At 55.8% G+C, this 19355-nt stretch carries 16 protein-coding genes; 14 read left to right on the forward strand and 2 right to left on the reverse strand.

The window, feature by feature from the left end; translation table 11 throughout:
* Nucleotide 1: 1 nt before the first annotated feature.
* Together AB1S50_RS08955 and AB1S50_RS08960 are read left to right on the forward strand one after the other, a co-directional pair.
* Nucleotides 2-1714 carry a hypothetical protein gene (locus AB1S50_RS08955; protein ID WP_367150256.1) on the forward strand — a complete coding sequence of 571 codons (1713 nt, stop codon included), beginning with the start codon at nucleotides 2-4 and terminating at the stop codon, nucleotides 1712-1714.
* A gap of 96 nt (nucleotides 1715-1810) precedes the next feature.
* The gene (locus AB1S50_RS08960) at nucleotides 1811-2530 is read left to right on the forward strand and encodes a peptidoglycan recognition protein family protein (RefSeq protein ID WP_367150257.1); all 720 of its coding nucleotides are present in this window, start codon (nucleotides 1811-1813) and stop codon (nucleotides 2528-2530) included.
* Between the two features lie 55 nt (nucleotides 2531-2585).
* On the opposite strand, the gene AB1S50_RS08965 is transcribed toward AB1S50_RS08960, so the two are convergent.
* Nucleotides 2586-3986: a sigma-54-dependent transcriptional regulator gene (locus AB1S50_RS08965; protein ID WP_367150258.1), complete on the reverse strand. Its 1401-nt coding sequence runs from the start codon at nucleotides 3984-3986 to the stop codon at nucleotides 2586-2588.
* Nucleotides 3987-4855: 869 nt separating this feature from the next.
* Complete coding sequence (locus tag AB1S50_RS08970; protein WP_367150259.1) at nucleotides 4856-5791, reverse strand: LysR family transcriptional regulator; 936 nt, start codon at nucleotides 5789-5791, stop codon at nucleotides 4856-4858.
* A gap of 1047 nt (nucleotides 5792-6838) precedes the next feature.
* On the opposite strand from AB1S50_RS08970, the gene nhaA reads away from it, so the two are divergent.
* From nhaA to AB1S50_RS09030, 12 genes are all read left to right on the forward strand, one after another.
* Nucleotides 6839-8059, forward strand: a complete 1221-nt coding sequence (gene nhaA, locus AB1S50_RS08975) for a Na+/H+ antiporter NhaA (protein ID WP_367150261.1) — start codon at nucleotides 6839-6841, stop codon at nucleotides 8057-8059.
* 480 nt (nucleotides 8060-8539) lie between these two features.
* Nucleotides 8540-10825, forward strand: coding sequence for a hydrogen gas-evolving membrane-bound hydrogenase subunit E (gene mbhE, locus AB1S50_RS08980; protein WP_367150262.1), 2286 nt, complete (start codon nucleotides 8540-8542; stop codon nucleotides 10823-10825).
* Nucleotides 10822-11241 carry a Na+/H+ antiporter subunit B gene (locus AB1S50_RS08985; RefSeq protein ID WP_367150263.1) on the forward strand — a complete coding sequence of 140 codons (420 nt, stop codon included), beginning with the start codon at nucleotides 10822-10824 and terminating at the stop codon, nucleotides 11239-11241. Before mbhE ends, AB1S50_RS08985 begins: the two co-directional genes overlap by 4 nt.
* A gap of 2 nt (nucleotides 11242-11243) precedes the next feature.
* The gene (locus AB1S50_RS08990) at nucleotides 11244-11618 is read left to right on the forward strand and encodes a Na+/H+ antiporter subunit C (protein WP_367150264.1); all 375 of its coding nucleotides are present in this window, start codon (nucleotides 11244-11246) and stop codon (nucleotides 11616-11618) included.
* The gene (locus AB1S50_RS08995; RefSeq protein WP_367150265.1) at nucleotides 11615-13117 is read left to right on the forward strand and encodes a Na+/H+ antiporter subunit D; all 1503 of its coding nucleotides are present in this window, start codon (nucleotides 11615-11617) and stop codon (nucleotides 13115-13117) included. The genes AB1S50_RS08990 and AB1S50_RS08995 overlap by 4 nt, the downstream gene beginning before the upstream one ends.
* Before the next feature lie 252 nt (nucleotides 13118-13369).
* Nucleotides 13370-13843, forward strand: coding sequence for a Na+/H+ antiporter subunit E (locus tag AB1S50_RS09000; RefSeq protein ID WP_367150266.1), 474 nt, complete (start codon nucleotides 13370-13372; stop codon nucleotides 13841-13843).
* A complete protein-coding gene (locus AB1S50_RS09005; protein WP_367150267.1) occupies nucleotides 13843-14175 on the forward strand; it encodes a monovalent cation/H+ antiporter complex subunit F in 333 nt (110 codons plus the stop codon). Before AB1S50_RS09000 ends, AB1S50_RS09005 begins: the two co-directional genes overlap by 1 nt.
* A complete protein-coding gene (gene mnhG, locus AB1S50_RS09010; protein WP_367150268.1) occupies nucleotides 14162-14521 on the forward strand; it encodes a monovalent cation/H(+) antiporter subunit G in 360 nt (119 codons plus the stop codon). Before AB1S50_RS09005 ends, mnhG begins: the two co-directional genes overlap by 14 nt.
* 544 nt (nucleotides 14522-15065) lie before the next feature.
* Nucleotides 15066-16352: an MFS transporter gene (locus AB1S50_RS09015; protein WP_367150269.1), complete on the forward strand. Its 1287-nt coding sequence runs from the start codon at nucleotides 15066-15068 to the stop codon at nucleotides 16350-16352.
* Nucleotides 16353-16429: 77 nt separating this feature from the next.
* Entirely contained in the window at nucleotides 16430-17758 is a 1329-nt protein-coding gene (rlmD, locus tag AB1S50_RS09020) for a 23S rRNA (uracil(1939)-C(5))-methyltransferase RlmD (RefSeq protein WP_367150270.1), read from the forward strand.
* On the forward strand, nucleotides 17759-18661 hold the full coding sequence (locus AB1S50_RS09025) for a DUF1853 family protein (RefSeq protein WP_367150271.1): 903 nt from the start codon (nucleotides 17759-17761) through the stop codon (nucleotides 18659-18661).
* Nucleotides 18662-18750: 89 nt separating this feature from the next.
* Nucleotides 18751-19311, forward strand: coding sequence for a GbsR/MarR family transcriptional regulator (locus AB1S50_RS09030; RefSeq protein ID WP_367150272.1), 561 nt, complete (start codon nucleotides 18751-18753; stop codon nucleotides 19309-19311).
* The last annotated feature ends 44 nt before the right edge of the window (nucleotides 19312-19355 follow it).

Below are 19355 nucleotides of genomic sequence, written 5' to 3' on the forward strand. Positions count from 1 at the left end.
TATGAATGAGAATACTGGACCGAAACTGCAACTGGAAGCGAAACCTAACCTTCCCTTTCAGGGAGATACGGTTGCGCTAACGGCTTCGGTAACGAAGCCCGATCGCAATAGCGGTGAGTACAAGTACACCTGGAAACTGGAGTCTGACACGGGGGTACCGGACCAAGCTGCGAGTCTGTTCAAACTGGAAGGAAAAGAGAAAAATTACTATAAGCAGTTTTTGGACACCACGGAACTGCTGCCCGATACCTATACGGTGAAAGTTGATGCCACCCCAAAAACCGGCAAAAAACTGCAGGCAACGCTGGCGATTACGGTTCAGCAGGCACCGCTGGCCGCCATGGCACATCAATTCCGCCAGGACAGCATTGGTATCGCCACCCGTCAGACCTCGCCCACCGACGACCAGGGACTATGGGTGAAACTCCGGCAGTGTCTCGAGGGCAGGCGATTTGAAATGTACGACTCGCTGGTTACAGAAATCATGTGCGGCAATAGTTATGAACCGCCAGGAGAGAGATTGGATTCCTGCAATTATCGACACGGGGTGCAAGGATACCAACTACTTAAAGCGGCAACAGAGACCTTTCTGCTATGCCATGCCTGCTGTGGTAACTTTGACACCATCGGTGACAATTTCAGTTCGAGAGAGGAATCTCCACGTTTGGGCCATAGCGCCACCCAGGAAGACATGCAAAATTATCTCAACCAATACCTGAGTAGCAGCGCCAGTCCCCAGACTCTACCCTATTTGGGGCAAATTCTAAAAAACCTCGATCTACTGGGGCTTGAGTCGACCAACTATCCTTGCAGCCAGAGCGTTCGTGGCCAGCCCTGCATGTTCGAGCTGATATGGTCCTATTGGCAGGAGCAGGGCGGGCTGGTCCAGACGATCAATGCCATAACTCTGCGTTTTCAGAACCGCCGGGTACACCCAGGGTCAGTAATCGACCCATTGGCTAATCTTGCGCTGGATCCTTTGCGGCCACTGAATAACCTGTTGTGGGGTTATGTACAGGACAGCCGTCAACGCCTCACCGTCGCGCGACGGGCCTATGAGTATGAACATGAGTATGGGCTTCTAACCGAAGGTAAGGCGGTGGGAAAAATCCACCCCGCCGAGCGGCGTGGACAGTTCCTGGAATCATTCCATGCATTGCTGCAGGCGGCTGCCGTCTGGTATCGGGACCTGCAAAATACCATGGTCAACCCAGACCCCTTCCCGATCCTGGAGAAAATCCGCACAGTTCACTTACAGCTGGCCAAGGGGGCAAACAATCAATTCGGAGAGCTGTCCTCCACGGCCCGTATGGAGATGATGATGGCTCAGTGGTTGATCGCTCAGCCACCGATGCGTGAATTTCTGCATTCCCGGGCGATGGTGCCTTACGCGGAACCCTGGATGGGTCAGGTGGATGCCATGCACAAGTTAATGAGCTGGTCCGATGTATCAGTCAGTTACTTCGACCTCCTGGCCCGTTTCGGTGAAATGATTCTTCTTTCTATTCGCTATGGCAATTGGACTCAAGCGAGCAACCCTCAACAGGCCAATAACTGGCTTCAATATTGGCGCCCTGAAATACAGGGTTATATAGAAGCGTACCGCACAGTAACCGGCGTTGATCTATCCGCAAGCTCAGGACAGCGAACAAGTGTCAACGCTATGCAGCCGAGCAAGTTGCTGCAGCGACGCTCACAAAGAAATACGGTATGACCTATTGGTGCTGCTGAATATTCTCCTGTTAAAGCAGCAAATTATCGACTGCACCGGCCATTACCAATCACTTGCAATTTAAGAGGGGTGATGTAGATGATGAAATACCACAAGAGAGAAAATGAAGCGAGATTGATTCCAGAACTGGAGGCCATGTTAACTGATAGTAACAGTATGGATCTCGACTCTCCGGCAGAAGAGGGGGGTGAAGAGCAGTTTTTGGGCAGCTTGCCGGTGATCTGGGACTGGCTGACCAATTGTAGAATTGAAGATCGAACAAAATTGAGTCCGAAAGAGCACCGAATTCGCTCGAGAGATCCGGCCACCGTTTATGCATTGGTACTGCATCAAATGGCTTTTAGCCGTGGAAACGACCCAAACCGTTACAACCGGGTAAAGTCCCATTTTGCGATACTGCCCGACGGAAAGATTCTGCAATTGCATCCAATTTCCGCCTACCTATATGCTTCCAATGGATTTAATAAGAAAAGTGTTGCGGTGGAATTTGCCGGAAACTTCCCCAGCACCAGGGGACGATGCTGGAAAGCGGAAAAATACGGCTGCCACCAACTCACGCAGGCGCAGATTCGGTCCGGCCGCTGCCTGATACAATACCTGATTAGAAAAATTGGATTGACTCATGTACTGGCTCACCGGCAGGCAAGTAAGAGCCGTGCCAACTGCCCCGGTCCAGACATCTGGTATAATGTGGGCCAGTGGGCAATCGACAGGCTGGGACTCAAGGATGGCGGGCCCGGCTTCAAGATAGGAACAGGAAAACCAATTACGGAAGCCTGGCGAAGTGGGAAAAGTTAGTGGGGGGCAGGCCTATCATGTCTTTTGGGCAGGGTAAAATCAGCAGCGGATTCAGTTACGGCAAAGCCGTCTGAGTGCGCAAATATTGCTGTACCGCCCGCTGTGAAACCTGCAAGCGGCGCGCCGAGCGCCTGGTGTCCCCGCACTCTTCTCTCAATACAATACGGTAGGCGGTATCGGCAACAATAGTACGGAGTTCGGCGAGCCCACGGCCTTGTGTCAAGGTCGTGTGCACTGCCTTTTCCCAGACATCCTCAGCGTCAACCGGCTGCCCATCAGTGATAGAGGAAAGTTCGGTTTCAGGCAGGCAGCCCAGGGTAATTGGTCCTGGTGGCACATAGCGTTGCCCCATCAGTAGCACCAATTGGCGCAATTCGCGCACATTGCCGGGATACGGGCGTTGCATTAAATGATCGTGTACCGATGAATCCAATACAGGGATGGTTTCATCCGTCATGGTTTCTGCAAGAAACGCTTGTACCAAACAGGGTATATCCTCGCGCCGTTCCCCTAGGGATGGCATACGCAGTACACAGCCGGCGATACGGTAGTAGAGATCCTCTCGAAAATGCCCAGCCTTTATCTCATCTTTCAAGTCGCGGTGGGATGCACAAACAAGACGAAAATCAGTATGCAACCACTGGTTACTCCCCACGCGCTTATAAGTACCTTCCTGGATTACGCGCAAAAGCTCCGCCTGTAACCTGAGTGGCAGCTCAGCCACTTCATCCAGGAATAAGGTGCCGCCATCCGCCTCTGCGAAAGCGCCATCCCGGGCACGAACAGCGCCGGTGAAGGCACCGCGCTCATGCCCGAAAAATTCGCTACCTGACAGTTCGGGTACAATTGTTGTACAGTCACAGACCACAAAGGGGCGTGCTTCTGGCGCTGGATCCAGTGTGTGAAGCATCCGTGCAAGAAGCTCCTTACCGGTGCCGGTTTCACCGGAAATCAGAACGGCTGTACGACTGAATCCAGCGGCTTCCGTGGCAGCATACAATACTTTAAGTAAAGCGCGGCTCCTGCCGCGCAGTCGTGCCTTAACATCGGCAGTATTCAGCGATGCCTCTATTTCGAGCCAGTGTTTCATACGTGAAGCGATGGCCTGAGCAGCTTGACGGCAGGAATCCCAGGCAAAAATATCTTTGGCACCTGAACGTAAAAGCGTCCAGGAGCATTCTCCTGCTACGGCATTGGCATTTACTGAGACCGCCAGGATTGGCGGCGCGTATAGCGTCTGCATCTGTTTCAGGAACCCCTGCACCTCAGAATCCAATTGGTTGAAGAGGAGCACTCCGGGTAGGGAACCACACTTTTCACTGTCTTCCACAACAATACCCAAACGCTTGAATTCCTCCAGCAAAGCATTGCGCGACTGAAGTGGAAATTCGCCAATATGATGAAGCCACAACCGTAACTTGGAAGTTCTATTGGGCTCTATATTGTATTTTTTCATCTGATCTTTTCTCCGACAAACGACAAAGCTGTCGCCCGGGCGTGGCAAAAGAATCCCACGCGCCCAAAAGGGAGCAAACTGCTCAATGGAATACGATCTAAGGAAACTGGATATTAAAATAAACATATCGAGAATAAAAGCTGTTGACCAGACAACTAAATAATTTATCCGCTTAATATGGTACAAAACATGCCATCATCGGAGAAAACCGATACAACTCATTGAAAAATAAGTAATTTTGTATCATTGTCCAGCTATTCATGTGCGACAAATTAATGGAGAGGAGGTTTTCGATTGAATTGCCAGATTAATAGCAATGAGTGGCAGAAAAATATACAGATAGTTTATTCATACAATGAGGTCTATTCTCTTAACCTCTCGAAATGTATGAGACATATAGCACTCCGCCCCAACAGCTCGCACAAGTGTTAATTATTCACAACCGCACATAAAATTAGCACCAGCTGACTTAAATGGAAATCAGATCTTAAGGGACTTATTTTATTTTCAGGAGAATGAGTATTTCCTACTGCAATCAACTCCTATATTAAATATATTGGAAATATATCTAATAAACTATCAATAGTCACGTCACCATCAGCGTTCTTAGGCAAGAACATCAAACTGACCCTAACCCGGTTATAGATGCACCCGGGATTGATCAAAGACCCCGCTTCTTTGAAGCCAGACACCTTAATTACAGTTTTGGTGGATGAAGTAGTGCCGCTCATCAGTATTGGAGTAGGGACTTTTGGTGCCGCTGGCACAGTGGTGGCAATACATTTACACTACTAACACGCAGTTTTTACCTTCACCCAGCACCTCTCACCTATGGAAAAAATCCTTCGAAATCCGCAGGCGCTTGATAGTCAATTTCTGGCAAGCTCATCGTGCAACAAGTTCCTGCCCTCCTCCTCAACGTATCGCAGGAATTCTGCCGCGATCACGGTTTGGCGCTTTGCTTTTGACCAGACAAAAAACCAGTGGGAATCGATAGGGAGTTCACGCACAGGCAATTTTACCAGACCCGCTTGCCCACCGTAAGCCAGAGTGTGGGCGGAAAGGATAGAAATTCCTAATTTCGACATAACCAAGTGCTTAATAGCTTCATTGCTCTCGACGGTCATTTTTATATTCAGCTGTATTTTGTGCCGACGTAAAAATTCTTCCATTGCATGTCGAGTACCCGATCCTTGCTCGCGAATCAAAAAAGGTTCGTCGAGCAGATGCTTCAGCGTCAGCCGACTTCGCTTAGCCAGTGGATGTTCCTCATGGGCAATGGCAACCAACGGATTGTCCAGAAACTCAATACTTTCAGTTTCGATATCCTGTGGCGGGTGGCTGAACACATAGAAGTCATCGACTCCCTGCTTCAGGCGCTCAATAGTTTGTTTACGGTTTCCGACTTTCAATTGGATATCAATACCCGAATAGCGTTCGCAAAAGGGGCCAAGCAGGTGTGGAATAAAGTACTGTGAGGTGTTGACTACCGCCAATCGCAAAGTGCCGGCCTTGAGTTCACGCATGCTACTCAGGGACTGGTCCAAACGGGAAAAGCAATCCAGTACCTCCACAGCCGTTTTGACCAGCTCCAACCCCGCATCGCTGAATAGCAACTTCCGATGTGAAATATCATAGAGTGGAGTACCAATAGCCTGCACCAGCTTTTTCATTTGCATCGAGACTGTGGGCTGTGTCAGGTGCAACGCTTTGGCTGCCCCATTGATGCTTCCGTTATCGTGCACAGCCAGTAAAATTTCCAGCTGCCGCAAGGTACCCACATGGGCGTGGAGTCGCGATTTCATAGTGCCCCCATCAATTTCAGCCGACAGTTGCTACCAACACATATAGAGATTAGTCTATTTTGCATATAGATAAAATCAATTTCAATCTATGTCAGATATCCCCATAATAGACACCGACCCCAAAGGGGGAGATCAGCCGGCTTTGTCCATGACCGAGTTCCAGGAACCTAATCCATGACAGACAAGCAATTCACGTTCAGCCTGGTTGCCACAGGTGCGCTACCGGCTCTTGAGCCATCCTGACCTTGGAAGCCAGTATTGGTAGCAGCCTGTCGGGTCTGGGTTTGGCGATCGCAATGTTAGCTGGACTCGCTCGTAATACAGGGCGACAACGGAAACAGCGACCCATACTGGCGCTTCCTATAGCACAGAAACCGCAAAAAGCTGACTTGACGAGCGAGAGGTGATAGCGCATGCCCGTTGATATCGAAGGCTCATACTTTTTACTCGGCGCCCTTCGCGAACTGATTCGCACCTACATCCAGTTTTCCAGGGGGACTGTATCAATCACTGATCCTGCTTCCTTTGGTTGTGACTGGCCTGCAATCTGACGTGGCTCTGGCGGAGCACACATCATAGCAGCAACTCAGCAAATCGATAGCCGTATGCTACTTATGCTCACCATAGAAACCGACTACCAACATAAACAGAATTTCTTCGAGCGCGCATTGCGTACCCGACTGCCAAGCCGAAGTAATTACCTCCGGGCCGCGCGTTATGCTGAACCCTGCCTTGGGAGCCCTGAACCACTCAGAGAGGTGATTTCAAATATCGTCAGGGATTTGAAGGAAATGGGCGATCCGTGCCTAACCATTTCAGCACGCGATATTGTTTATGCGTCGCTGAAAAAGCATTATCCATGCAAACCGGAATAGAGTTTTACCGTCTATTAGCAGGTCGCCGAAAAATCCTTTCCCGGCTTTTTAGGCCCTGGTTTGCGACCTAAACACCCATATTTGGGATGGCGGGTGATTGGCAAAACCATTTTTGGCAACCTGCCAGTGCAGCCTGCCCGAGATACAACAGCGGGATCTTAAGAGAAAGAGAATGGACCAGACACAACCGAAATCGCCACTAGCCAACGCTGTTCAACAGTTTATCCGGCTTGAATCCGCCGGGGGAATCCTACTACTATGCGCAGCGATTATAGCGTTGTTCATCGCCAATTCTCCTTTATCCGAGCTTTATGCGGCTTTTTTGGATACACCGATTGCCGTTCAGATCGGAGCCTTGGAGATCAATAAATCTCTGCTGCTGTTGATCAATGATGGGCTAATGGCTGTTTTTTTCTTTCTGATTGGGCTGGAAATCAAGCGTGAAATACTCGAAGGAGAACTGTCCTCATTTTCACAAATTGCTTTACCAGGGGCAGGCGCCCTGGGCGGCATGCTGATTCCAGCGGCAATCTATGCCTGGCTTAACTGGGGCGACGGGGTGGCTTTGGATGGCTGGGCGATACCAGTTGCTACTGACATCGCCTTCGCTCTGGCGCTATTGACAGTATTCGGTCAACGTGTGCCTGTATCACTGAAAGTTTTTTTATTGACATTGGCGATTTTTGATGACTTGGCAGCGATCTCTATTATCGCAATATTTTACTCCGCAGACCTTTCCCTGACGGCGCTCGCACTGGGTGCTATGTTACTGCTGGTCGGCATTGTAATGAACCGCCAGGGTGTGAAACGCATTTCCGCCTATGTTCTGTTGGGAGTTATACTCTGGGTTGCGGTCCTTAAGTCTGGCGTTCATGCGACACTGGCTGGCGTATTGATTGCTTTTTGTGTCCCCATGCGTGATGACCGGGGTCATTCACCTCTGCAAATCCTGGAACATCGACTTCATGCTCCTGTCGCCTTGGTTATTCTGCCAATATTCGCCTTTGCCAACGCTGGACTTTCTCTCAGCGGTATCTCACTTGATGAATTAGCACACCCGGTCACCCTAGGGATTATTCTGGGCCTGGTGGTTGGCAAGCCTATCGGAATTCTCGGTTTTGTCGGAGCTGCGGTAGCGCTGGGTATTGCCCGACTACCCGACAGAGTTACATGGTCACAGCTACTGGGCGTAGCAATGGCCTGTGGCATTGGGTTTACTATGAGCCTCTTTATTGCTGGATTGGCATTTGAGCATGGTAGTGGCGACTACTTTAGTCGCGATTGCCTGGGCATATTGATAGGTTCCATCTTGTCAGCCATGGCGGGTTATATGATTTTGCAGTTCAGCCTCCCCAAGATATCACAGCAGGAATCGGAAGCAGTAACTACTTGATCGTGTGTGCAAGGAAGTACTCTAAGCTAAATTAGGACAACGGATCACCTCCTCCAGCTGCCTTTTATTAACCTGGCAACCAAATAGGTTGCCAGGTTAGCAGCCATTCATTCTGTAAAAACACTGTCATCTGCTTTGTGCCGCAAGCCCATATTGAGAAAACCAGGGAAAGCTGGTTCAACGGCCCCCTGGAGAAGCAGCTACTGCTGCGCCAGAATCAACCGCTAGACGATTTCTTCCCCTTTAAATAGCCCCCGCAGTGGACAGCACTAACTATAGTTGTGGCTGAGTGGTGTCGATATCCAGGTTGCTGCCCCTTCCGCAGTCCCAAAAGGTACTCCACAACCCTGTGATCGCCGGGCAAACAGCCGCTTATAGTTGATGCTGCTAACCCAGCTGCTAAAAAAGACACAGGGGAATCAGCCTCCTCCTGTCCGGTTCAGGTGTGGGTCTTGCAGCCTATATAAAGGAAAGGAGTCAATGGCAGCTGTTCAACATGAGGATGGCTCCAGTTTCACAGGCGGTCCGACCACAAGTTGGTTGGGGTTCCTTGTCCCTTCGCTGGCCGCGGGCGCCTTCCTGGGGTTGCTGTCACAGCTGCCCCGGACTGAGGCGGGCGAAACCATCACTTTTACTATCCCGTGGGTGCCCAGTCTGGGGATCAGCGCCAGCTTCTTTATCGACGGGCTCAATCTGTTATTCGCGCTGCTTATCAGCGGGATTGGCTTTTTCGTTGCCATTTATGCCGCCGGCTACCTGCGCGGACACCCGCTGTTACGGCGCTTTTACCTCTATTTACTGCTGTTCATGGTGAGCATGCTGGGGCTGGTACTGGCCGCCGACCTTATCATGCTGTTCGTGTTCTGGGAGCTGACGACAATTGCGAGTTACCTGCTGATCGGCTTCAATCACGAGGCTAAGGCTGCACGCCGCGCCGCCCTGCAGGCCCTGCTTTTGACCACACTGGGAGGCCTCTGCTTGCTGGCCGGGCTGATATTACTGGGTAGTGCGACCGGCAGTTATAACTGGGTGGAAATTCTCGCCAACACCGACCACCTTAGCCAGCACCCGCTTTATACACCAATTCTGCTTCTATTATTGCTGGGGGCATTCAGCAAGTCGGCACAGTTTCCCTGGCACTTCTGGCTGCCCAATGCAATGGCGGCACCGACGCCGGTAAGCGCCTACCTGCATTCTGCGACCATGGTCAAGGCGGGAATTTACCTGCTGGCCCGAGTGCATCCTCTGTTGGCCTCGACAGAATTGTGGGAGTGGGCACTGACCCTGGTGGGCTCGGCTACCGGCGTCATAGCTGCAGTACTGTCGTTGCGCCAGACAGACCTGAAACTGGCCCTGGCTTATTCCACGGTAGTGGCCCTGGGTCTGCTGACCATGTTTCTCGGCTCCGATGATTCAGTGGCTATCGCCGCGGCAATCACTTTCGTTCTGGTGCACTCCTGTTACAAGGCTGGGCTGTTTATGGTTGTGGGCATCATCGATCACCAGACCGGCACCCGGGATCTGAGGAAACTGGGCGGACTGGGACGGGCGATGCCGATCTGCTGGTTCTGCGCCATGGCTGCGGCCCTGTCGATGGCTGGATTCCCTCCCTTCCTGGGGTTCATCGGCAAGGAGCTGAAGTACGAGGGAGCCCTGGCCATCGCCACGGAACCCATTTTGGTGGTGGGGGCGGCGGTATTTACCAATGTACTGATGGTGGCGGTGGCGGCAACTCTGGCACTAAAGCCATTTCTCGGTCCGCGCCGCACACAGCGGGTCCATATCAGCGACGGCTCTCCAACACTCTGGCTGGGGCCGCTGGTACTGAGCGCCCTGGGTGTGGCATTTGGTCTTTTTACCCCCCTTATTGCCGAGGGTCTGGTTCAGCCGGCGGTGGCCACCATTCTGGGGCGGCCGGAAGTGGTGCAGTTCAAGCTGTGGCATGGCATCAATGTGCCGCTCCTGCTAAGCCTGATCACCCTGGTTTTCGGCATCGCTGCCTTTATGGCCCAGGGGCCACTGCGTGCGGGTATCGGGCGATTGTTGCAGCGGCTGCCGACAACATCCGACCGCCTGTGGGATGCGGGGCTCTCGACACTGAAGTGGTGTGCTGCGGCACAGACACAGCTGCTGCAATCGGGCCTGCTGCGACGCTACCTGTTCGTGATCTTCGCAGCCATTGCGACCGTCATGGCGTTTGCCCTGTGGCGCAATGCAGATCTGATCCCAGGATTGGCACTGCCGGGGCTCAACGTCAAGGAATGGACGGCCCTGGCACTGGTTGCGGCGGCAGCGGTGCTAACCACTGCCGCCAGGTCACCGCTGGCGGCCATTTGTGCGCTGGGCGCCCTGGGCGTGGGCATGGCGCTTCTGTACCTGTTTTTTGGCGCACCGGACCTGGCCATCACCCAGTTGCTGGTGGAGACCCTGTTTCTGATACTGGCTGTGGCGGCCCTGCGCCAGCTGCCGGCGGTATCCAGTGCCCGCAGGCGACTCCTGCGCCCACTTGACGCATTATTGGCCACCGCGGTGGGGGCGGCATTCACGATCACGACACTGGCAGTGATCCAGGCACCTTTTCACAGTGAGGTGAGCGAGTATTTCATCGCCAAGGCGGTACCGGAGGCGCTGGGTCGCAATATCGTCAATGTGATACTGGTGGATTTCCGCGCTCTGGACACTTTCGGCGAGGTAGTGGTGGTATTCACTGCCGCGATCGCCGCCGCAACCCTGGTGGCCGCCCGCAACCGGGAGTCGGGCAAATGAATTCCGTAGTGCTGCAAACTGCCACTCGCGCCCTGGTGGCACTGTTGCTGATGTTTTCCGTGTACATGTTGATACGGGGACACAACCAGCCAGGTGGAGGCTTCATTGCCGGGCTGATAGCGGCGGCCGCTTTCACCCTGTTCGCCCTGGCCTGGGGGGCAACCGCCGCACGCAGCGCACTGCGTGTTCAGCCGGGCACACTGGCGGCATTGGGCGTTTTACTGGCGGGCGCCTCGGCAATGGTGGCAGGTCTTGCCGGCGAGCCCCTGTTTACCGGCCAGTGGTTGTTCCTTGGCGGCGCAGACGGCGACAAAAAAGTGGCCCTGAGCAGCGTGCTGGTGTTCGACATCGGCATTTACCTGGCGGTACTGGGAGCGGCCCTGGTATTGATTTTTGCTCTGGAGGAGAAGTCCTAGCCATGGAAACGGCAGTCGCTCTGGCGATTGGAATCCTGGTGGCGACCGGTGTCTACCTGATGCTGGAGCGCTGCCTGTTGCAATACCTGTTTGGTCTGGTGTTGCTCAGTAACGCCGCCAACCTGGCGATATTCGCCGCCGGCCGGCTGACCCGGGCCACTCCGCCACTGGTACCTGCGGGGATGACGGAACCACCGCAACCGGTGGCGAACCCACTGTCCCAGGCCCTGATCCTTACTGCCCTTGTGATCGGCTTTGGCCTGCTGGCCTTCGCCCTGGCGCTGATCGCACGGAGCTACGCCCGCTTCGGCACCCTGAATTCGGATCGCATACGAGTGGCCGAACCCGTGACCCCTGAAGAGAATCGGGACGGGTGAGCTGGCTGCTGTCTCTGCCATTTTTGGCGCCGATCATCGCCGCGCTGATCACTTATCTTACGCGCGGCCAACCCCGTGCGAGTCGGGTTGTGTCTGTGTGCAGCTGCACTGTACTGCTGGGCACGACCCTGACCCTGTTCACCCTGGTGGAATCCGGAGGCGTGCTTACCGCGCAACCGGGCGACTGGCCTGCGCCCTTCGGCATCACCCTGGTGGTGGACCGCCTGAGCGCGACAATGCTGCTGATAACGGCTGTGGTGGGCCTGGCGGTGGCGATATACGCACTATCGGATATCGACACTGGCCGGGAAAAACTCGGTTACCACTGCTTTTTTCAGCTGTTGCTGGCCGGGGTTTGCGGCAGCTTCGCCACCGGTGACCTGTTTAATCTGTACGTGTGGTTTGAGGTGATGTTGATCGCCTCTTTCGCACTGCTGGTACTGGGCAGCGAGGGCATTCAACTGGATGGGGGAATCAAGTATGTGGCGATGAATCTCGTCTCCACCTTACTGATGTTGACCGCTATAGGTCTGCTCTACGGAATTTCCGGCACGCTCAATATGGCGGATTTGCACCTGCAGCTCGCCCGGGCCGACAACCCGATGGCCATGGATCTGCTGCGCGTGCTGTTCCTCTGTGCCTTTGGCATCAAAGCGGCACTCTTCCCGCTGTTTTTCTGGCTTCCCGCCTCCTATCACGCGCCGCCCCTGGTGGTGACCGCAGTGTTTGCCGGCCTACTGACCAAAGTGGGCGTCTATGCGCTTATCCGTACTTTTACCCTGATTTTTCCCCAGGGGGATGGCTTCGGACACCAGCTGCTGCTGGCGGCGGCCCTGGCCACCATGCTGACCGGGGTCCTGGGCGCCGCGGCGCAGAATGAATTCCGCAAAATTCTATCGTTTCACATTGTCAGCCAAATCGGTTTTATCGTGCTGGGGCTGGCCTTGAACAGTCCCCTGGCTCTGGCGGGGGCAATTTTCTACATGGTTCACAACATAGTGGCGAAAACCAATCTGTTCCTGATCAGCGGCACTGCCAGCCGCTTGAGCGGCAGTTACGAACTGGTGCAGACCGGCGGTCTCTACCAGGCCGCGCCGCTGCTGGCGACACTGTTTTTTATCGCCGCCTTCAGCCTCGCCGGCTTTCCCCCACTATCCGGCTTTTGGGCTAAATTTCTGTTACTAAAAGCCAGTCTGGACCAGGCGGCTTACTGGGTGACGGCAGTGGCGCTGGTTACCGGCGCGCTGACCCTTTTTTCCATGAGTAAAATCTGGGCCGAAGCTTTTTGGAAACGCCACCCCACCGGAAACTGCCAGGGGGTTGGCGCACTGGGCTTTGGGGAGCGTGTGCAGCGGCTGGCGCCGGCAATCGCCCTGGCCCTGATCACGCTGTTGCTGGGTCTGGCACCAGAGCCTTTTATCCGCTTCTGCCTGTCCGCCGCCCAGGAACTGCTGGACCCGAGTGACTATCTGACGGCGGTACTGACATCGGGAACCTAGCAGGCTGTTGAAATTCGAAGAATTTCGACACCTGCTACCGGAATATGGATGTTCCGGCAAAATCGGCGACGCTTAGGTCGTTAATTTTGAGAGAAAAGTGAAAATCACATTTTTCGCTTTTCGTGTGTTGCAAAAGGCAGGATGCCTTTTGCAACAACCTGCTAGTGATCACCCGCCTTGCAACCGGCCCACTCAGCTGAAGTATGGATGTGAGGCAGGGTGCGACGGCAGACAATCCGGAGGTGCATTGGGATGCGACTTTTTCTGCTCAATATCCTGTTGGCAATCGCCTGGACGGCGCTGACCGCCAGCGCGACCCTGCTGAATTTTGTCGCCGGCTTTCTGCTGGGATATCTGGCGCTTGCGATCTCCCACCGGCAGGGGCGCGACCGGGAGTATTTCCGCCGCTTGCCACGCGCCCTGGGACTGGCCGCGTTGTTTCTGCGCGAACTGCTGGTATCCAGCCTGCGCACTATCTACGAAGTATTGTCGCCACCCCCCAACAGCAAGCCGCGCATTATCCGGGTGCCCCTGGAAATCCGCGACAACCGGCAGATACTGACTCTCACTTATTTATTGCTGCTCACACCGGGCACGCTTGTGTTGGATGTGGCCCGCGGCAAAGATGCCATCTATGTTCACACGCTGTTTGCGCAGGATGCGGAAGCATTCCGGCTGGAACTGCAGCGGGGGTTTGAACGCAGGGTGCGGGAAGTGATGTCGTAATGACCATCGCAGATACAAACCCGTTGGTGCTAGCATACGCAGTCAAGGCGGCATCCTGGTTGCTGCTGACCGCGCTGGGGCTGTCCTTTATCCGTGTCGCCCGCGGTCCCACACTGGCAGACCGGGTGGTAGCTTTAGATGTGCTGAACATCATCGCAGTCGCCTACTGTGCACTGCTGGCAATCGCCTCCGGGCGCGCCGTCTACCTGGACGTGGCCATCGCTCTGGCACTGGTGGCCTTTCTGGTTACGGTGGCCTTTGCGCGGTATATCGAGTACGGAGGCGTACAGGTGAACCGGGAACGGGAGGTAACTGGCGATGCCGATGACTGAAACTCTGGTGGCGTTGCTAGTTCTGGGAGGCAGCTTTTTTGGTTTTACCGCGGCCCTCGGTCTGCTGCGCATGCCCGATATCTATACGCGCATGAGCACTTCGGGCAAGGCGGCAACCTTCTGCTGCGGTTTGCTGCTGGCAGCTGTAGCCACCCTGTTCCGGGATCCGCAGGTAACCGCCCGGGCACTGGCGGCAATCCTGTTTCTGCTCCTGACGGTTCCCCTGGGCGCCCATATGATCGCGCGCGCCGCCTTCAGGGTGAAGAGCCCCATGTGGCAGGGCACAGAGGTGGATAACGATGCGAAGCCCGACAGTGCTGCCCCGAAGCAATCCAGCGCGGACTAGCAGGGATGTCCAGGTCGCAAATCAAGTGTGTATTTGCTTGATTTGTCGTGGAGGGTTTGCGGACATACGCCCCAAATCCAGGTTGGGGAAAAAGCAGGGAAGTCTTTTCAACAATCTGCCAGGGAACCAGTTCTTCCTTCACATCCATTTGGCCCACCGGGCGGTTAATGAACAATCCCCTTGTCCTCACCCGCGGTTTTGGTGTTTGATTGCGATGTATCTAACAGCCCGCTGCCAAGGGCAAGAATGTTCGAGTCGCAAATCAAGCGTGTAACTGCTTCATTTGTCGTGGAGGGTTTGCGGGCATACACCGCAAGCCCGGGTTGTGGAAATCCATGCAAGGCTTTTTCAACAATCTGCTAGGGAACCCCTGATTAATTCTGTGTACCCGATAAATGGGAATAATCGTGAACCGCCATCGCAATTTCAAAACCCACAGCGGCTGTCGACGCGGCTCCAGCGATCCGGGTAACAGTTTGCGCCGACGGTGCTGCCCAACTCCCGGCCGTACGCAAACGCCCTCTTTGACAGCACCCCCAATAAGATGACAAACGAGACACAAGCCCGCCCAAACGGGGACACACCAAACAACAAGCGCGAAATCTGGAGTTGGGCCCTGTACGATTGGGCCAACTCCGCATTTGCCACAGTGGTATTGGCAGGTTTCTTCCCGCTCTTGTACCAGGATTTCTGGAGTGCGGACACGACGCCGGAAGTGTCCAATTTGCGCCTCGGCTGGACCAATGCGGCGGCTTCGCTGGTTATAGCGCTGAGCGCGCCATTGATCGGCGCCTTCGCGGACCGTCTGGGGGCCCGCAAGCGCCTGCTGTTTGCCTTTGCCCTGCCCGGTATGATCGCCACCGGACTGATGATGGGTGTGCCGCAGGGGGCCTGGCTCTACGCGTCCTGCCTGTTTGTGATCGCCACTATCGGCTTTCAGGCCGCCAACCAGCTCTACGATGCACTGTTGGTCAGCGTCGCGCCACGCAACCTCTGGCACCGGGTGTCCGGTCTCGGCTTCGGCCTGGGCTACCTGGGCGGCGGCCTGCTGTATCTGATCTGTGTGATTGCCGCCCTCAATCCCGCCACTTTTGGTTTCAGCACCAGCACCAATGCGGTACTGGCTGCATTTCTGCTCACAGCCCTGTGGTGGGGGTTTTTCTCGATACCGCTGCTGCGACGGGTGAGGGAACCAGCGCCGTCCACCAGCGGGAACAGCGGCGGCCTGCTGCGACAGGTACTGAGCGAGGTGGGCCACACCCTCAGACTGCTGCCCCGCCATCGCACTGTACTGGTGTTCCTGATCGCCTATTGGCTGTATATCGACGGTGTGGGCACCATCATACGCATGGCGGTGGCCTATGGCCGGGCACTGGGATTTGAGCGCTCCCATTTGATTCTGGCACTGCTGCTGGTGCAGTTTGTCGGCTTTCCCGCGGCAGTGCTATTCGGCCGCCTGGGCGAGTGGATAGGCCCCAAGCGGGGTATCTACATAGGCCTGGCGATCTATACCATCGTCTGCGTTTGGGGCGCTTTCATCCGCGCCCCCTGGGAATTTTACGCCATCGCCGTGTTGATCGGCCTGGTCCAGGGAGGGGTGCAGGCACTGAGCCGCTCCTTCTATGCCCAGTTGATCCCGGCGGAAAAAAGTGGCGAGTTCTTCGGCTTCTACAATCTGATGGGAAAATTTGCCGCCTTGATCGGGCCGCCGCTGTTTGGCCTGATGGGTACCTGGTTCGGGGATGTGCGCTACTCGATGCTGTCCGTGATTGTGCTGTTCATTGCAGGGGCGGTGGTGCTGGCGCGGGTGCCCGCCACCGAACCCCGATAACCGCAGCTGGATGACAGCGCCGGCGCGGCTATCTATCATTGCCCCACCCCGCAGCACCCATCCTCCCGGTAGCAGGAATGAAACCGAAAAACCGCCGACCACCGGTGCGAAAGCCCAGTGTGACGATTGAAAAACTAAGCCACGAAGTGCGCGGCATAGCGCGACACGAAGGCAAGACCCTGTTTGTCGACAATGCCCTGCCGGGCGAGACGGTCAAGGTTCAGTACACCTCCAGCCGCTCGAAGTTTGATGAAGCAGTGGCGGTGGAAGTCCTGCAGGCGTCACCGCACCGGTGCGAGCCCCTCTGCCGCCATGCAGATGTCTGCGGCGGCTGCGCCCTGCAACATATGCAGTCCGACGCGCAGATCCGCGCGAAGCAGGAAATTCTGCAGGATCAGCTGCGGCGCATCGGCGGACTGGAGGTGACGGAGATACTGCCGCCCCTGGTGGGGGAGGATTTTGGCTACCGGCGCCGGGCGCGACTGGGCGTGCGCGCTTCGCGCCGCACAGGGGTGATTGTGGGGTTTCGCGAAAAGCGCTCCAATAAACTGGTTCCTATCGAGGAGTGTCCCATACTGGCGCAGAACTTCGACCGGCATCTGGCGCAACTGCGCCGCACACTGGAAGACTGCGCGGGGCGGTCCCACATATCCCATATCGAGCTGGCCCTGGGTGAGGATACCGCTGCGGCGGTTCTGCGCCACCTGGAGCCCCTGCCCGAGGCGGACCTGGAGCGCTGGCGCACTTTCAGCGGCGATACCGGGCTTCATATCTATCTTCAACCCGGCGACGACCAGAGTGTGCGCAAACTGTGGCCCCAGGATGGCGATATGCTGCTGCAGTACACTCTGCCGCAATTTGATCTGGCGATGCGCTTTCACCCGCTGGATTTTATCCAGGTGAATTTCCCTATCAATCGCAAACTGGTAGGGCTGGCTCTGACCCTGCTGGACCCGCAGGCGGACGAACGCTTGCTGGACCTGTTCTGTGGTCTCGGCAATTTTACCCTGCCGCTGGCGCGCCGCGCCCGGGAAGTAGTGGGTGTGGAAGGTGCCAATGCTCTGGTGCAGAGGGGTATTGGCAACGCTGACTACAATGGCCTGGCGAATGCGCACTTCCACACCGCCGACCTCACTCGGGACATTACGAAGGAACCCTGGGCCAGACAGGGGTTCGACAAGATCCTGCTGGACCCGCCCCGCACCGGCGCCCACCAAATAGTGGATCAGCTGGCGCGTTTCGGAGCGAGCCGGGTGGTCTACGTATCCTGTAATCCGGCCACGCTGGCACGCGATGCGGCACTGTTCAGCAAGCTGGGCTACAGCCTGACAAAAGCGGGGGCGGTGGACATGTTTCCGCAAACCGCCCATGTGGAATCCATCGCCTTGTTCGAGCGGGGGAAATAAATGCCGGTGTCGCCGGACCTGCCCCAAGCGGTGCCGGACCACTGGAGCAATCTGCTCTGGTCTATGGGCTCACCGCACATAGTCCGCGACTGCGGTCTGCCACTGCTCGAGGATTCGCGCCGCCGCGCGCTCTGGCATTATTTCAACGCACCGGAAACCCGCCTGCGCCTCCGGCCTGAGCTGGAGCGTTTCCTTGCCGCTTTGCCCAGCCGGCGTCTGGGTATCTACTTCGAACACCTGTGGGCCTTCACTTTCAGCCATCACCCGGACTACGCATTGCTGTATCGCAACCTGCCTCTGCGTGTCGGCGGCCAGACACTGGGGGAGTTGGATTTTGTAGTGCAATATCTGCCCGACAACGCCGTAGAGCACTGGGAGGTGGCGGTAAAGTTCTACTTGCAGGTGAGCACCGAACACTGGCTGGGGCCGGGCCTGCAGGACCGGCTCGATGCCAAGCTGCAGCGGATGCGGGAGCACCAGTTACCGGTCGCCCGACACAGCGCAGCCGACAGATTTTTCAGCCGCCACCAGTTGGCGATCGACCGCCAGTGGGCACTGCTGCCCGGCCGCCTGTTCCGACCGCTCAACCGCGGTGCGGGGGCGCCGGCGTCATTCATCAACCCCGACTGCGCCGATTTCTGGTGGTGTGATGAAGAGGCTTTTTCCGCCTGGTCACTGCAGCGGGACTGCCGCTGGTTACAGCTGCCCCGCAGCTGCTGGCTGGCGCCACTGACCGGTGCAGACTATGGGTCCGCTGAACAAACCCCGTTGCTGACACCGACGACACCCATATGCCTGGCGGGCATTACTCCCAGCGGGGAGCAGACCCGGGGCTTCCTGGTCCCTGACGACTGGGCCCGGCGCGCGCTTTCCGCTTGTGCGGATCCGGCAGGCTCCACTTAAAGGGTCCAGTCGCCACAGTCACGCAACCCGATTGACACCAGGGGTTTCCCGGTTATAATTTTCAAAAATTTCTGAAAGTTCGAAAGTTGATGAAACCATCCAGTCAGGTGCAGGCATTCGTGCTGCACTTTGGGGAAATGGGCAGCCGTTGGGGTTTTAACCGCACGGTGGGACAGATGCTGGCCCTGTTGACTATCAGTCCGGAGCCGCTGCACGCGGAACAGCTGGCCGAAGCGCTGAAAATCAGCCGCGGCAATGTCAGCATGGGGCTCAAGGAACTGCAGTCCTGGCGTCTGATCGAATTGCGCCACCTGCCGGGAGACCGGAAGGATTACTTTACCGCCGCCGGCTCCATCTGGGACATGGCCCGCACCGTCTTTAACGAGCGGCGCAGGAGAGAGCTGGACCCGACACTGTCGCTGTTGCGCCAGTTGTTGTTAAACGACCCGCAGGATAAGGAGGAGGCCAAATCCCAGGACAAGATGCGCGAAATCTACCAGCTGCTGGAGCTGCTGGACCAGTTTGCCAACACACTCAACCAACTCAGTGAAAAGGACCTGCGGCGGCTGATGAAGTTGGGCTCCAGTCTGCACAAGCTGCTGGAACTGCGCGGCAAAGTGAAAGGAGGGACACAGCGCTCGGGGGACTAGAAGGCTGCCTTTTTCAACAACCTGCACCCTGCCCCACGCTGAAG

The organism is Microbulbifer discodermiae (genome assembly GCF_040742695.1).
In the GTDB taxonomy this organism is placed as follows: Bacteria; Pseudomonadota; Gammaproteobacteria; order Pseudomonadales; family Cellvibrionaceae; genus Microbulbifer.

Coding starts and splice junctions, on each gene's coding strand:
- AB1S50_RS09000 (WP_367150266.1), top strand. CDS start 13,370: ATGCGACTTTTTCTGCTCAATATCCTGTTGGCAATCGCCTGGACGGCG.
- rlmD (WP_367150270.1), top strand. CDS start 16,430: ATGAAACCGAAAAACCGCCGACCACCGGTGCGAAAGCCCAGTGTGACG.
- nhaA (WP_367150261.1), top strand. CDS start 6,839: ATGGACCAGACACAACCGAAATCGCCACTAGCCAACGCTGTTCAACAG.
- AB1S50_RS08990 (WP_367150264.1), top strand. CDS start 11,244: ATGGAAACGGCAGTCGCTCTGGCGATTGGAATCCTGGTGGCGACCGGT.
- AB1S50_RS08960 (WP_367150257.1), top strand. CDS start 1,811: ATGATGAAATACCACAAGAGAGAAAATGAAGCGAGATTGATTCCAGAA.
- mbhE (WP_367150262.1), top strand. CDS start 8,540: ATGGCAGCTGTTCAACATGAGGATGGCTCCAGTTTCACAGGCGGTCCG.
- mnhG (WP_367150268.1), top strand. CDS start 14,162: ATGCCGATGACTGAAACTCTGGTGGCGTTGCTAGTTCTGGGAGGCAGC.
- AB1S50_RS09030 (WP_367150272.1), top strand. CDS start 18,751: ATGAAACCATCCAGTCAGGTGCAGGCATTCGTGCTGCACTTTGGGGAA.
- AB1S50_RS09015 (WP_367150269.1), top strand. CDS start 15,066: ATGACAAACGAGACACAAGCCCGCCCAAACGGGGACACACCAAACAAC.
- AB1S50_RS08955 (WP_367150256.1), top strand. CDS start 2: ATGAATGAGAATACTGGACCGAAACTGCAACTGGAAGCGAAACCTAAC.
- AB1S50_RS08985 (WP_367150263.1), top strand. CDS start 10,822: ATGAATTCCGTAGTGCTGCAAACTGCCACTCGCGCCCTGGTGGCACTG.
- AB1S50_RS08970 (WP_367150259.1), bottom strand. CDS start 5,791: ATGAAATCGCGACTCCACGCCCATGTGGGTACCTTGCGGCAGCTGGAA.
- AB1S50_RS08965 (WP_367150258.1), bottom strand. CDS start 3,986: ATGAAAAAATACAATATAGAGCCCAATAGAACTTCCAAGTTACGGTTG.
- AB1S50_RS09025 (WP_367150271.1), top strand. CDS start 17,759: ATGCCGGTGTCGCCGGACCTGCCCCAAGCGGTGCCGGACCACTGGAGC.
- AB1S50_RS09005 (WP_367150267.1), top strand. CDS start 13,843: ATGACCATCGCAGATACAAACCCGTTGGTGCTAGCATACGCAGTCAAG.